Annotated in this window: 11 protein-coding genes and 1 tRNA gene; 8 read left to right on the top strand and 4 right to left on the bottom strand. The window is 22.6% G+C overall.

The genetic code is table 11. The features are described from left to right. The first annotated feature begins 57 nt into the window (after positions 1–57). The 3 genes from H0H62_RS02705 to H0H62_RS02695 are packed head-to-tail and all read left to right on the top strand — an operon-like array spanning position 58 to position 3,858. Positions 58–789, top strand: coding sequence for an isoprenyl transferase (locus tag H0H62_RS02705; RefSeq protein WP_185860659.1), 732 nt, complete (start codon positions 58–60; stop codon positions 787–789). Between the two features lie 12 nt (positions 790–801). Beyond that, on the top strand, positions 802–3,324 hold the full coding sequence (locus tag H0H62_RS02700) for a BamA/OMP85 family outer membrane protein (protein WP_185860658.1): 2,523 nt from the start codon (positions 802–804) through the stop codon (positions 3,322–3,324). Between the two features lie 30 nt (positions 3,325–3,354). After that, positions 3,355–3,858: an OmpH family outer membrane protein gene (locus H0H62_RS02695; protein ID WP_185860657.1), complete on the top strand. Its 504-nt coding sequence runs from the start codon at positions 3,355–3,357 to the stop codon at positions 3,856–3,858. Between the two features lie 10 nt (positions 3,859–3,868). On the opposite strand, the gene H0H62_RS02690 is transcribed toward H0H62_RS02695, so the two are convergent. Beyond that, positions 3,869–3,941, bottom strand: a tRNA-Phe gene (locus tag H0H62_RS02690). Between the two features lie 99 nt (positions 3,942–4,040). Between H0H62_RS02690 and H0H62_RS02685 the strand changes: the two genes are divergently transcribed. Genes H0H62_RS02685 through H0H62_RS02675 form a run of 3 tightly spaced genes read left to right on the top strand, consistent with a single transcriptional unit; the run spans position 4,041 to position 7,915 of the window. Next, positions 4,041–4,511, top strand: a complete 471-nt coding sequence (locus tag H0H62_RS02685; RefSeq protein ID WP_185860656.1) for a hypothetical protein — start codon at positions 4,041–4,043, stop codon at positions 4,509–4,511. A 1-nt stretch (position 4,512) separates the two neighbouring features. Beyond that, positions 4,513–5,784 carry a hemolysin family protein gene (locus H0H62_RS02680; protein ID WP_185861013.1) on the top strand — a complete coding sequence of 424 codons (1,272 nt, stop codon included), beginning with the start codon at positions 4,513–4,515 and terminating at the stop codon, positions 5,782–5,784. Position 5,785: 1 nt separating this feature from the next. Then, positions 5,786–7,915, top strand: a complete 2,130-nt coding sequence (locus H0H62_RS02675; protein ID WP_185860655.1) for a SurA N-terminal domain-containing protein — start codon at positions 5,786–5,788, stop codon at positions 7,913–7,915. Here the strand turns inward: H0H62_RS02675 and H0H62_RS02670 are convergent. Together H0H62_RS02670 and secD are read right to left on the bottom strand one after the other, a co-directional pair. Further along, positions 7,912–8,178, bottom strand: a complete 267-nt coding sequence (locus H0H62_RS02670) for a Sec-independent protein translocase subunit TatA/TatB (RefSeq protein WP_185860654.1) — start codon at positions 8,176–8,178, stop codon at positions 7,912–7,914. The two genes, H0H62_RS02675 and H0H62_RS02670, sit on opposite strands and share 4 nt — an antisense overlap. Then, entirely contained in the window at positions 8,175–10,904 is a 2,730-nt protein-coding gene (gene secD, locus H0H62_RS02665) for a protein translocase subunit SecD (protein WP_185860653.1), read from the bottom strand. The genes H0H62_RS02670 and secD overlap by 4 nt, the downstream gene beginning before the upstream one ends. A 119-nt stretch (positions 10,905–11,023) precedes the next feature. Here secD and H0H62_RS02660 point away from each other — a divergent pair, with 119 nt between their 5' ends. After that, entirely contained in the window at positions 11,024–12,856 is a 1,833-nt protein-coding gene (locus tag H0H62_RS02660) for an ABC transporter ATP-binding protein (protein ID WP_185860652.1), read from the top strand. Between the two features lie 2 nt (positions 12,857–12,858). After that, positions 12,859–13,563, top strand: coding sequence for a DUF475 domain-containing protein (locus H0H62_RS02655; RefSeq protein ID WP_185860651.1), 705 nt, complete (start codon positions 12,859–12,861; stop codon positions 13,561–13,563). Here H0H62_RS02655 and H0H62_RS02650 read toward each other — a convergent pair. After that, entirely contained in the window at positions 13,560–14,711 is a 1,152-nt protein-coding gene (locus H0H62_RS02650; protein WP_185860650.1) for a dihydrolipoamide acetyltransferase family protein, read from the bottom strand. The two genes, H0H62_RS02655 and H0H62_RS02650, sit on opposite strands and share 4 nt — an antisense overlap. Positions 14,712–14,754: the final 43 nt, after the last annotated feature.

The following is a 14,754-nucleotide window of genomic DNA, read 5'->3' as shown; positions in this document are numbered from 1 at the left end:
AATCTTTATTTTTTATTTATATCTTTGTAAAAAAAAAAGATGTATTTATGGTTTTTTATGAAAAAATTATTAAAAAAAATAGACTATAATAATATTCCTCATCATGTAGCTATTATTATGGATGGAAATGGTCGTTGGGCTGAACAAAGAGGTAAAATGAGAACATTTGGTCATGAAAAAGCGATTCAGTCTGTAAAAGATACTATAAATGGATGTAAAGAGCTAGGAATACCTTATATAACTTTATATGTATTTTCTTCAGAAAATTGGAATAGACCTAAACAGGAAATAGATGATTTAATGCATTTATTTTATAAAAATTTAAAAATTAATTTTGAAGAAATTCATGAAAAAAATGTTAAAATTCTTATTATAGGAGAAGTCGAAAGATTTTCTGAAATGATTCAAAAAGAACTATTTTTTTTCATGAAAAAAACAAAATATAATACATCTGGAACTTTGATTTTAGCATTGAGTTATAGTGCTAGAGAAGAAATTTTAAGAGCAACAAAAAATATTGCTGAAAAAATATACAACGGTTTGTTTTCGATAAAAGATATAAATTATTCTTTTTTTCAAAATCATTTATATACTAAAAATTTACCAGATGTAGATTTAATTATTAGAACAAGTGGAGAACAACGTATTAGCAATTTTTTACTTTGGCAATCTGCTTATGCCGAACTATATTTTACAAATATTTTATGGCCTGATTTTCGGAAAAAAGATTTTTTCGAAGCTATAATAAACTATCAAAAAAGAAAACGTCGTTTTGGAAACGTAGAATAATTTTTTGTATTCATGAAACAAAATCTCTTTATAAATAGCATTTTTTATTTATTTATAATAATAATGCAAATACAACAAGTATACTCATTTTCTGTTAAAAATGAGAATAATTTTATTACAAATAATAAGAATACTTCTTTCATTGTGAGAGAAATACATATTACAGGAAAAACTAAATATGATAATCGTTTTATTTCTGAATTATCAGGTATTTTTCCAGGAGAACTAATTGATGTTGATGGAATAAAAACGGATAATGCTGTAAAAAAGTTGTGGAAAAGTAATCTTTTTAAAAATATATCCATTTATAAAAAAAATTTATATAACAATGAAAATGAAATTGATTTATTTTTTGAATTAGAAGATTTAGAAGAAATTCATGAAATAAAAATAACAGGAATTAAAAAAGATCAATTTTCTGATATTATAAAAAGAATTAAAATAGGAAATAAGAATTCTGGTGATTTGATACAAACTGTAAAAAATGATATCCAAGAATATTATACAAAAAAAGGATATCATGAAATAGATATAACAAGTGAAATAAAGAAGGAAGGGGATAAGAAAAACGTATTATGTTTGTATATAAATAAAAGAAAAAAAATTAAAATAGAAGAAATATTATTTGATGGGAATCAAACAATTCTATATAAAGAATTACTTGATCTAATGAATAAAACTAAAAAAAATTTTTTATCTCTAATTTATAGAATTGAAAAACCTCTTTTTATTGAAGAAAATATAAAAAAAAACTTAAAAAATATTATTAATAAATATAAATCGATGGGATTTATTGATATTAAAGTATTTTTAGATTCGATATGGAAAAAACAATCCGGAAATTATGGAATAAAGATAAAAATAATAGAAGGGAAAAAATATTATTTAGGAAACGTTAGTATCTTAGGGAATAAAAAATTAAAAACAGATTTTTTAAATAAAATTTTATTTTATAAAAAAGGAAACGTGTATAATCAAATTGGAATTAAAAAAAATATTTTAAATCCTTCTTATACTAATAGTATTTTGTATGCCTATTTAAATTTAGGTTACTTATTTGTTGATATTTCTTTTATGGAAAAAATCATTTTAGATAATAAAATAGATTTGGAAATTAAAATTAAGGAAAATCAACCAGTTTATATAAATCAAGTGATAATATTAGGAAATTCAATAACTAAGGATCATGTCATCAGAAGAGAATTACAAACTTATCCTGGAGATCTTTTTTCTATTTATAAAATAAAATATAGTTTATTGCATTTAGAAAATTTAAATCTTTTTAAGAAAGTATATTATGAAATTAAAAAAACTAAAAAAAATGGATTGATAGATATAGAATGGCATGTTATAGAAAAAAATACAAATGAATTTCAATTTTATGGAGGATTTGGAGGAAAAGATTTTAGAAAAATTATTGGAAATTTTAAGTTAAATTTTGGAAATTTTTCTATTAAAAATATTTTTAAGTGGAATTTATGGAATCCTATCCCTCAAGGAGACGGACAGAAATTAATTATTCATAGTCAATTAGGAAAAGATTTTAAATCTTATGGTTTTTCTTTTACAGAACCCTGGATAGAGAGAAAATCTTCTACTTCTCTTACTTTTAAAAGTCAATACTTAATCCAAAAAATAAAAAACGAAGAAGATTTAGATTTTTTGTATCAAATATATAAAAATACTAAAATATCACATGAAGAAAAGCATTTTTTAGAAAAAATAGGGGTTTCTGTTGATTTAAATAAGTCTTTAACTTTTTTAGATCCTTATTCAAAAATTTTAATGTCTATAGATTACGAAAAATTTATTTATAAAAAAGAAATATCTTCTAATTTATATCAAAAACGTAAATTCAATAATCTCAGTTATTTAATTTCATTACAAAGATTTTCAACAATTCCCGATATCATTTTTCCATTTCAAGGATCCAGAATACAATTTCATAGTATGTTTACTTTTCCATATTCCGTAATTTTTAATAAAAATGAAAATAAGGAATGGATGGAGTATTTTAAATTAAAAATAATTTTCTTTTGGTATCATAAAATTATAGAGAACATGATCTTGAAAGCAGGAGGAGAATTAGGTTGTTTGGGACGATACAATGATTCAAAAGAATTGTTTTCGTTTCAAAAATTTTATATAGGAGGAGTGAAGAATAATTTATCAGGATCAAAATTACATGATAAAGATTATATTCCATTAAGAGGATATTCTTCTAAAGATCAGATATTAAATAATGGTGGAACAATTTATAATAAATTCATTTTGGAAATGCGTTATTTAATTAAGAACTTATCAAATTTAAAACTTTGGACTACTTGTTTTATAGAAGGAGGAAATGTCAATAATTCTTACAAAAAATTTAATCCATTAATTCTAAATAAATCTTTTGGATTTGGAATTCGTTTATTTTGGACTCCAATAGGTGTTTTAGGAGTAGATTTTGGATATCCTATAGATAATGATATAGTTCATGGTTTTAAAAAATCAAAAGGGAAAATACATTTTATAATAGGAAAAGATTTGTAAGATAACACAAATAAAAACATAAAAGATCATATGAAAAAAAATACAATTTTTTATTTTCTATTATTTCTATTTTTATTTGGATATCATTCATATTCTATGGAATGTCATAGAAAAATAGTTTGCCTAAATAGTATAGCTTTGATAGAAAAAATGTCAGAATTTTCTACTGCTCAAAAAGAATTAGATAGAATTAGTAAAATTCATGAAAATATTTTAGATAAATTAGCAAAAGAATTCCATAAAAAAGCAGAAAAATTTCAAAAAAATAAAAATCCAATTCTTAAAAAAGAATTAGAAATTTTGCAGGCAAGAGCTCATGCTTATCAAAAAACAGCGGCAGATGATTTAACTAAAAAACAAAATAAACTATTAAATCCTATATACAAGAAAATAGAAAATGCTATTCATAAAGTAATAGATAAAGATAAAAATATTATCAGAGTTGACGATTGTAGTCCTGGAAAAGGAGTATTAGTCAATAAAGGGGAGGATATTACTGAAGCCGTTAAAAAAGAATTAGGAATAAATAAGTAAGCATAAACAGTGGTATCTCCCGGAATCGAACCGGGGACACAAGGATTTTCAGTCCTTTGCTCTACCTACTGAGCTAAGATACCATACAAAAAATACAAAAAAATAAAATAAAAATACAATAAATAATCAGTAATAAATTTCATTATTCTATTTTTTTATTATTTTTTGTTCTATTTTCTTGTGTGAATAGAAATTCTTTAATAGTAAAAAAACGAAAAAAATTACCTAAAAATATCCTTATTCAAACAAGGATTTTCTATAAAGAAGAAGGATACTTAAAATTTACTATTTATTCTCCCGTTATTATAGAATATGACTTCTATACTTTATTTCCGAATGGTTTAAATTTATTTATTTATAATAAAGATACTAAAAAATGTACTTACCTTAGTGCTGATTGGGTAAAATCAATTGATCAAATATTTTATCATATTAAAGGAAATATCAAAATTATGAGTCCTGAAGGTTTTTTATTGAAAACAGAGGAGATTTTTTGGGATAGAAAAAATAAAAAAATATTTAATAAAAAATATACAACAATCGTATCTAATTCAGATGGAATTATACTACATGCAACAAACGGAATAGAAGCTTCTGATGATTTAAAAAAAATTAGATTAAAAAATATTAGTGGAACTTTGCCTGTTAAATAATATAATTTTTCATATTAGTATAGTTTTTATTACTATTCTTGTATCTGCTTTTTTTTCTGGTATGGAAATGGCTTTAATTTCTTCTAGTTTATTTCAAATAGAATTAGAAAAAGAAAACAAAAAAGGATCTTTTCATTCTAAATTACTTTCAAAAAGTATTAGTAATTCCAAAAAATTTATTACTACAATGGTAATTGGGAATACTATATCATTAGTTATATATGGGATTTATATGGGGAAATTATTTTTGTATATTTTTCCAAAAGAATTTTTAGATAATTCTTTATGGATGATTTTTTTGGAAACAGTTTTTTCTGCTACTATTATTTTGATTATTGGAGAATTCATACCAAAAATAATATTTAGTGTATATTCAAATGAATTATTGAGTTTGTTCATTATCCCTGCATATATAATATATAAAATATTCTCTCCTATTACAAACTCTATTATTTGTATTTCTAATATTTTTTTAAAAATTTTAGGAGAACAAGAAAATAATAAAAAGAAAATTTTTGATAAAGAAGATTTGATTTGTTTTTTATCAGAAAATATAGAAAAAAATGTAAAAGGAAAAGAGTTTATAGAATCTGAAATTGAAATTTTTCATAAAGCTCTAGATTTTTCTGAAAAAAAAGCACGAGAATGTATGGTCCCTAGAAAGGAAATAGTTTGTTTTAATCTAACATACTCTTCTACAGATAGAATTAGAAATATTTTTACTGAAAGTGGCTTATCTAAAATAGTAATTTATAAAAATGATATAGATAATATTATAGGTTATATTCATTATTTAGAATTACTAAAAAAACCAAACAATATTGAATCTATAATTAGATCAGTAGAATCAGTTTATATAACTACTCCCGTAAGGGAAATAATGGATCTTTTAATTAAAAAAAAAAGAAGTATTGCTATTGTTTTAGATGAATATGGAGGGACAGCTGGGATGATAACTATAGAAGATATTTTAGAAGAATTTCTTGGAGATATAAAGGATGAACATGATGAGAATTTGTTATTGGATAATAAATTAAATGATTGTGAATTTTTATTTTCTGCACGTTTAGAAATTGATTTTATTAATGCTAAATATAATTTAGATCTTCCTCAATCTGATAAATATGAAACTTTAGGAGGATTGATTGTTACTTATACAGGAGATATTCCAAAAAATGGAGATAAAATTATTATTAATAATAATTTTTTTATTGAAATTAAAAAAGTATCTAAAAATAAAATAGAAGAAGTTTTTCTTAAAAAAAAAATTTAAAATGAGTTTTTTAGAAAAAATCAGAAAAAATACATGGTTCGTTTTCTTTTTCATAATCATATCTTTAATATTTTTTATATTAGATCCTAATATTATTCTAAAATTTTTTACTGAAAATTCCGATATTATTGGAAAAGTAAATGGAGATAATATTTTTTTAAATGAATATCTTGATTGTTTTCAATTTTTGAAACGATTTCGTGAAGATGAGCCTGATCATTATTTAAAAAATGACGCTTGGAAACTATTAGTTCATGAAAAAATACTAAATCAACAAGCTAATAAATTAGGAATACAAAGTACAAAAAAAGATTTTTGGAAAGCAATAGAAAAACAATCTATATATAGTAAAATTATTGATTTTCAAAATGAAAATGGGAAAATGAATATAGAAAAATTTAAATTGTATTTAAAAAATTTAGAAAAAATTCCTTCAAATTTAGCCCCTCAAATAGAAGCAGAAAAAAATATTTGGTTTTATGAAAAAAAGAGTATTCCAAAAAGAATCCTTGCAAAAAAATATGTAGAAATGTTGATGTATGGATTGAATACATCTTTTGTAGAAGCTCAATTAAATTATAGAAATAAAAATAAATTTTCCATAATTGATTATATATTTATTCCTTATTCAGAAATAGAAAAAAGATATTATAGAATCAAAAGTGACGATATTTATGATTTTATTCATAAAAATAAATTTCTTTACAAAAAAGAAAATTTAAGAAACCTCAGTTTTGTAGTTTTCCGTTCTCGTCCATCATTGGATGATGAAAATAATATGGATATTGAAATGAAAAAATTATTTAATAAATTTCGATTTTCGAATCATAATTCTATAATTGTTTCTAATCAATCTGAAAAACCTTTTGATAGAAATTTTTATTTAAAAAAAAATCTTCCTATTATTTTACAACATTTTGTGGTGAAAAACAATAAAGTTGGAAGTATGTTTGGCCCTGTTAAAGATAACAATATTTATATTATGGCTAAACTAACTGGAAAAAATATGGTATACAATTCCGTTTTATCCAGCCATATATTAATTTCTCATAAGGAGTCTGTACGTTTTTCCAAAAATAGGACTAAAAAAAAAGCTAAAGAAATAGCGAAAACAATGTATGATTTTCTTGTTAAAAATCCTGATCAATTCAATTCATTAGTAACGAAAAAATCTGATGATATCATCAATGCCAAAAATAATAAAGGTAATTTAGGATGGATGAAATATGAAGAACAAAATGAAACATTTAAGGGGGAGGGATCATTTCATTTTTTTTCTTCAAAAAATAAAAAAGGAACAATAGGTTTAACTGAAACGAAATTTGGATATCATATCATTAGAATTGACGACATAAAAGATATCAAACCTGTTTATCAATTTGCTATAATAATTAAAACATTGACTCCATCAAGAAAAACGGAAGAGATCCTTTATCAAAAAACTGTTCAATTCATGAAAGAAAATAAAAATTCAAATTTAAATACATTTATTAATAATGCAAGAAAAAAAAGATATGAAACTATTTTTTTGAAAGAAATCAAAAATTATCAATGGAATATTCACGATTTAAATACCGAAGTAGATAAAGAAATCATAAATTGGTCTTATGAAAAAAATAGAAAGGAGGGAGATATAAAAATTTTTTCTACTTCAAATAAAGATCATATTATGGTTTTTTTATCTAAAATTCAAAAAAAAGGATATCCTATTGAAAAAATAAAAAATCATATCATTCCTTTTCTTATGAATAAAAAAATAGATCATTTTTTATATAAAATGATAAAAAATAAACATATAAATTTGAAAAAAATAGCTTTTTGTTTTTCTAAAAAAATAAATAAATCTTGTAAAATCAATTTTGATCAATCTATGATTGGAGACTACAAAGAACCTAAAGTAGTGGGATATGCATTTTCCTTAAAATTGTATGAAATTTCTAAACCAATATTAGGAGAAAGAGGAGTTTTTTTCATAAGACCATTAAAACGTTTTAATACATATAAAAATATTTCTTATTTTTCTTATGAAATAGAATCTTTAAATACTAAGTTGAGAAAAAATATTTTAGAAAAAATAGGAAATGTATTAATTGAAAAATCTAATATTATAGATTATAGAAAAAATATTTAATTATTTCGTTTTATAGAAAAAGGAGGAATATATTTTTTTACTTTTTTTTCTTCATCATCAGAAATTTCTTTTTTTTTTATAGATTGATCAATATTATTTTTAATAATTTCATTTTTAATTTTTGTTTTTGCATTTCTTAAGTATCGTACTCCTTCTCCTAATCCACGAGCTATGTCAGGTATTTTTTTAGGACCAAAAATAAGTATAGCTATAAAAATGATAAAGAAACTTTCTTCTAAACTAATAAATAAAAAATTTTTCATTTTTTTATATTTTTTTTACAACAATCATATACTATAGATGGGGCAATAAAGATAGAGGAATAAGTCCCTATACTGATTCCAATAAATAAAGCTAACATAAAACTATGAAGAACTTTTCCTCCAACTAAAAAAATAATCAAAATTACTAATAAAGTGATAAAAGAAGTATTTATAGTTCTTGTTAAAGAGGTGCAAATCCCTTTATTTATGGTATCTTTCATAAGAAATGATGTTTTTTTTGAAATTTGTCTAATTTTATCATAAACTATTACGGTATCATTAATTGAATAACCTATTATCGTTAATAAAGCAGCTATAAAAGTCTGATCTATTTCTAGAATAGGAAATTTTTCGTGAAAAAAAGAAAAGACTCCAAGTACGATAATGGAATCATGAATTAAAGAGATTGTTGCACCAAATCCAAATTGCCATTTTTTGAATCTTATCAAAATATATGTAAAAATTCCTATTAAAGAAATTATAATAGAAATAAATGCTTTATTAGTCATATATTGAGCTATTACAGGTCCTACTTTTTCAACAGATAAAATTCCTAATGATTTATTTTTTTTTATTTTTTTAAAATCCTCAAAATTGATAGGAAAGAAAGCTTTTAAGGCTGTAAATATTTTTTTTAAAATTATTTCATCTACTTGATTGTTTTCTTCCCATATTTTATATTTTGTGACTATTTTTAGTTGATTTTCATCTCTAAATGTTTGTACTCTCGGAAAGGAAGGTTTTCCATTCTCTATAAAAGTTTTTGACAAAATTTCCGAAATTTTTTCAGGAACCATCTTACGATCAAAAAGAATTACGTAAGAACGGCCTCCAACAAAATCTAATCCAAGATTGAAGCCTTTTAAGAAAAAAGAAAGTATACTAACAATAATCAGAATAGAAGAAATCATATAAATCCATTTCCTTTTAGATAAAAAATCATATTGTACATTTTGAATTTTATTCAAAAAATTTCTAAAAAAAATTTTTTTATACTTTTTTAAATGCCATTCTAAAAATAATCTTCCTAAACAAATGGAGGTAAACATAGATATTATGATTCCAATAATTAAGGTAGTAGCAAATCCTCGGATTGGTCCTATTCCAAAATAATATAAAATAATCCCACATAATAAAGTGGTAATTTGTCCATCTATAATAGATGATAAAGCCCCTTGTAATGTATAACTATTATGAATAGATGTTAATATATAAATTTTATTTTTTATATTTTCTTTAATTTTTTCATAAATCAGAATATTAGCGTCCATGGACATTGCTAATGTTAATATAATACCTGCAATACCAGGAAATGTCAAAACTGCATTCATGGAAATAAGAACACCAAAAATAAATATTATATTAAAAAAAAGGACAATGTTCGCATATAATCCTGGAATGGAATAATAAAAAAACATCCAAATAAATATAAAAAATAAGGCTATTAAAAAAGATGTGATTCCATTTCGAATGGATTCTTTCCCTAAATAAGGACCTATTATGTCAGTTTGAATAACTTTTACAGAAGTAGGCAATTCTCCTGTATTTAATACATTTATTAAATCATTCGATTCTTGTATGGAAAAATCTCCATATATTTGAGACATTCCATTTGGAATGACTGATTTGACTACAGGGGCAGCGTATACGAAATTATCAAGTACTATTGCGACATTTTTTCCCATATTTTTTTCTGTAAATATTTTCCATTTTTTAGTTCCTTCTTGATTCATTTTTATATTTATAGATATTTCATTTGAAGGGCCAAAAGATTTGTAAGCGTGAGTTACCATATCTCCGTTTAAAGAATGATACGTTTCTTCTTCATTTATTTTTACAGCAAATAATTGACAAAAATTCTCGAAATTTTTCGACCCCCATAAAAATTTTACATCATGCAAATAATACGGTAAAGAATTTTTAGCCTCCAAAGAGTTTAAAAAATTGGAAATGATTGTTTTATGTTTTACATGAACTAATCCAACTATATTTGAAGATTTAATAAGTGGGATATTCAAAAAATCTATAAAAGATTTCATCCTTTCAGAATGTTTTTTCTTATAAAATTTATTAATTGTATTAAAGTATGAAATAATTTCTTGAAAATTATAAGTTTCAAAAAAATGTAATTCCGCTTTTTTTTCTAAAATATTTTTTATTCTATCTATATTTTTTATTCCAGATAATTCTATTAAAATTCGATTAGAATTTTTTATTCTTTGAATATTGGGTTGTATAATTCCAAATCTATCTATTCTGGATCTCAAAATTTTTTGAATAGAAATTATAGATGATTCTACTTTTTTTTTTAAAAATCTTTCGACTTCAAAATCAGAACTATTAGGATCAATATCTTCAATATTTGATTTGTTTCCAAATAAATTTGGAGAAGATAAACTGATATTTAATTTTTTATTTTTAATCTCTTGATTAAAGAAATTGATAAAAAATGATAAATAATTTATATTTGGATTTTCTTTTTTTTTCTTATCAGCATTTTCTAGTGCTTTTAAAAAAATAAAATTTTGGGAATTTTCAGAAAATTTTTTTAACAAATCTTTTTCAGAAATATCTAAAATTAGACTAATTCCGCCTTTTAAATCTAATCCTAGATTTAAACTTTTCTTAGTCTGATTTTCAGAATGTATACTATATGATATGTAATATAAACAAATTGTAGTCAATATTATGGTTACATAAATTGTAAAAAAGTTTCTTACACGCATTTTATTTCTATTCGCTATAAATTTTCATAATTTATATATATGAAATTATTATTTTATTAACATATTAAAAAATTTTTATATCTATCTTTATTGTATTGGATTGGAATTAAGAAAATTAAATGAATGCACTTGAAAAAATTTTAGCTTATTCAAAGCCTTATAAATATCATTATATTATCAATATATCATGTAATTTTTTATATTCTTTATTCTCAGTTATATCCATAATATCTATTTCACCTGTATTGAGTATTTTACTTGAATCTTCTGAATACAAAAATAAAACAACATTTTTTAATTTTTTTAATGTTTCCTTTGATTTTATTATTAAATATTTTCATAATTATACAAAAATATTATCATATAAATATGGAAAAATAAACACTTTAGCTATATTTTGTATTTTTATTATTTTACTTTTTTTAATTCGAAATATTTTTCGATATTTAGCCGAATATTTTTTAATAGGAATAAAAACTTCTATAATTCGAAATATTAGAAATAATTTCCACAAAAAAATACTTTCTTTACCCATAATTTTTTTTTCAAATAAAAGAAATGGAGATTTAATATCTAGATTGTCTAATGATGTTAATGAGATTGAGGTTACTATTATTAGTTCTTTGGCTAATTTGATTAGTTCTCCTATTATGGTAATTTTTCATTTATTGACCTTATTTTTTATGAATTATAAACTGACGTTAGTTGGCTTTTTATTCCTCCCTTTAATGGGAGTTTTTTTATCTATTATAGGAAATAGTTTAAAAAAAGATGCAATAGGGGCTCAAAATCAATTAGGAAAATTATTTTCTGTTGTAGAAGAAAGTTTAAATTCTACTAAGATTATAAATATTTTCAATGCTGAAAATAAAATGCAAAAAAATTTTGAACAAGTATCTGAATATCAAAAAATACTTTCTTCTCGTGTTAATAGAAAAAAAGAATTAGCTTCTCCTATGAGCGAATTTTTTGGTTCTATTACAATGATTTTAATTATTTGGTACGGAGGAAAACTTTTTTTGGAAAAAAAAGGAATGGGACCAGAAATACTTTTTCCTTTCATAGGATTATTTTTTCAAATTATTAGTCCAGCAAAAAATTTGGTTAATTCTATATCCAATATTCAAAAAGGAAGAGCAGCTGCAGAACGTATTGTGGAAATATTGAATACTAAATGTAGATCAAATGAAAAAATTAGACATAAATCTATTTTTCGTTTTGAAAATGAAATTTTATTTCGTAATGTTTCATTTAGTTACAATAAACTAATTTTGATTCCAAATTTAAGTTTTTCTTTAAAAAAGGGAAAAACTGTAGTTTTAATAGGAAGATCAGGCAGTGGAAAATCGACTATAGCCAATTTATTAGCTAATTTTTATGATGTAACATCTGGAGAAATAACTGTAGATGGAACTAATATGAAATATTTAAAAATTAAAGATTATAGAAAACTATTAGGCATTGTAACTCAAGAACCAGTTCTTTTTAATGATTCTGTTTTTAATAATATAACATTAGGAACAGAAAAAAACATATCTATAAATTCTGTCATAAAAGCGGCTAAAATTGCTAATGCTCATTGTTTTATAGAAAAATTACCAAAAGGATATGATACAATTATAGGATATAACGGAAATAAATTATCCTTAGGGCAAAAACAAAGAATTAGTATAGCTAGAGCTGTATTTAAAGATCCCCCAATTATAATTTTAGATGAAGCTACTTCTTTTTTAGATACAGAATCTGAAATTACAGTTCAACAATCCTTAAGTAAAATGATGAAAAATAGAACATCTCTTGTAATTGCACACAAATTATCTTCTTCGGTTATACAAAATGCAGATCATATTATTGTATTAGAAAAAGGAAAAATTATAGAAGAAGGAAAACATAACACTCTAATTTTAAAAAAAGGAACTTACAGTAAATTAAAGGCTTTACAAAGTTTTTAAAAATGAATCTTGAAAAATCTATAACAGAAATTATTCATCATCCTATTTTGTCAATTTCTATTATAGGAAATTTATTTTTAATAGAAAGTATTTTATCTATAGATAATGCGGCTGTATTAGCTTCTATGATTCTTAATCTTAATAAAAAAGATAGAAAAAAAGCTCTAAAATATGGAATTATTGGTGCTTATTTTTTCAGAGGTCTATGTTTATTATTTGCTTCTATTTTAATAAAAATATGGTGGTTAAAACCATTAGGAGGAATTTACTTGATTTTTGTAGGATTGAATCATTTTTTTATAAAAAAAAATTCTATTTCAAATAATTTAAAAAATAGACAAAATTCTTTTTGGAAAGTCATTTTCATTATAGAAATGATGGATTTGGCTTTTTCTATTGATAATATTTTTGCTTCTGTTGCCTTATCAGAAAATTTGATATTAATTTTTTTAGGTGTATGTATAGGAATTTTGTCAATGAGATTGATTTCGGGATTTTTTGTTCAATTAATGGAAAAATTTCCAGAGTTAAAACATTCTACTTTTTGTATAATTATCATTCTTGGAATTAAGCTTGTTTTTTTTTCAAAAAAATATATTCATAATATATTTTTTTTTTCAGAAAAAACATTTTCTTTATTAACTTTTTCAATATTTATATTTCCCATTTTTTTATTATGGATAAAAAAAATAATAAATAAAAATTAAAATAATATGGTAATAGGATCTTCCAAAAAATTTATAAGAGAATGAATATATTCACTCCCTTTAACTCCATCTATAATTCTATGATCACAAGATAATGTGATTTTCATTACATTTCCTATTTCAATTTTATCATTTATAACAACTGGACGTTTCATAATAGATCCTACAGATAATATAGATGTATTAGGAATATTAATAATGGAAGTGAAAAATTCTATTCCATACATTCCTAAATTTGAAACTGTAAAAGTACTATTTTCTATTTCTTCTGGTTGTATTTTTTTTGATTTTGAGCGTAATATTTTATCTTTAATCTCTTTGGAAATTTTTAATAATGATTTTTGATCTACATTTTTAATAACTGGAACTATCAATCCATCTTTTATAGCTACAGCAACTCCAATATGAATATGTGAATGTATTATAATTCTTTCATCATTCCATGACACATTCATATCAGGATGTTTAATTAAAGATTGAGCTACAGCTTTTATAATAATGTCATTTAATGATATTTTTTCTTCTAAAGAAAGTTTATTATTTAAATTTTTTCTAAATTCAATTAATTTATCCGCATTTATTTCACTAAATAAATAATAATGTGGAGCTGAAAATTTAGAATGAGTTAAATGTTCTGCTATTTTCTTTCTTATAGAAGAATGAATAACTGTATTGTGATGTTCTTCTTCCTTTAAATTTTTTTTTTGGTAAAATTCTATGTCTCTTTTAATGATCCTTCCATATTCTCCACTCCCCTTAATATCATTTATAGGAATTCCTATTTTTTTAGCCATTTTTTTTGCTACAGGAGAGATAAATATTTTTTTATCTTCTTTCAATCCAAATTCTATCTTTTCTTGTTTTTCTTTTTTGGATTGTAATTTTGAAATAATATGACTTATATCTTCTCCTTCATTTCCTATAATAGCCAATATATCATTTACACATGTAGTTTCTCCTTCTTTTACTCCAATAAAAAGTAAAATACCACTAACATCTATCTCAAAATCTTGAGTAGCTTTATCTGTTTCGATTTCAGCTAAAATATCACCTTCTGAAACTTTATCTCCAACTTTTTTATTCCATTTGATTACAGTTCCCACTTTCATTGTGTCACTTAATTGGGGCATGGATATTATTTCTGCCATTCTTTTCTTGTTATTTTATAATAATTAAGGTATTTATATATAT

The organism is Blattabacterium cuenoti, from assembly GCF_014251695.1.
Classification (GTDB): Bacteria; Bacteroidota; Bacteroidia; order Flavobacteriales; family Blattabacteriaceae; genus Blattabacterium; species Blattabacterium cuenoti_T.
Note: the sequence above shows the minus strand (reverse complement) of the source record. Positions and strands in the feature narration are given on the sequence as shown.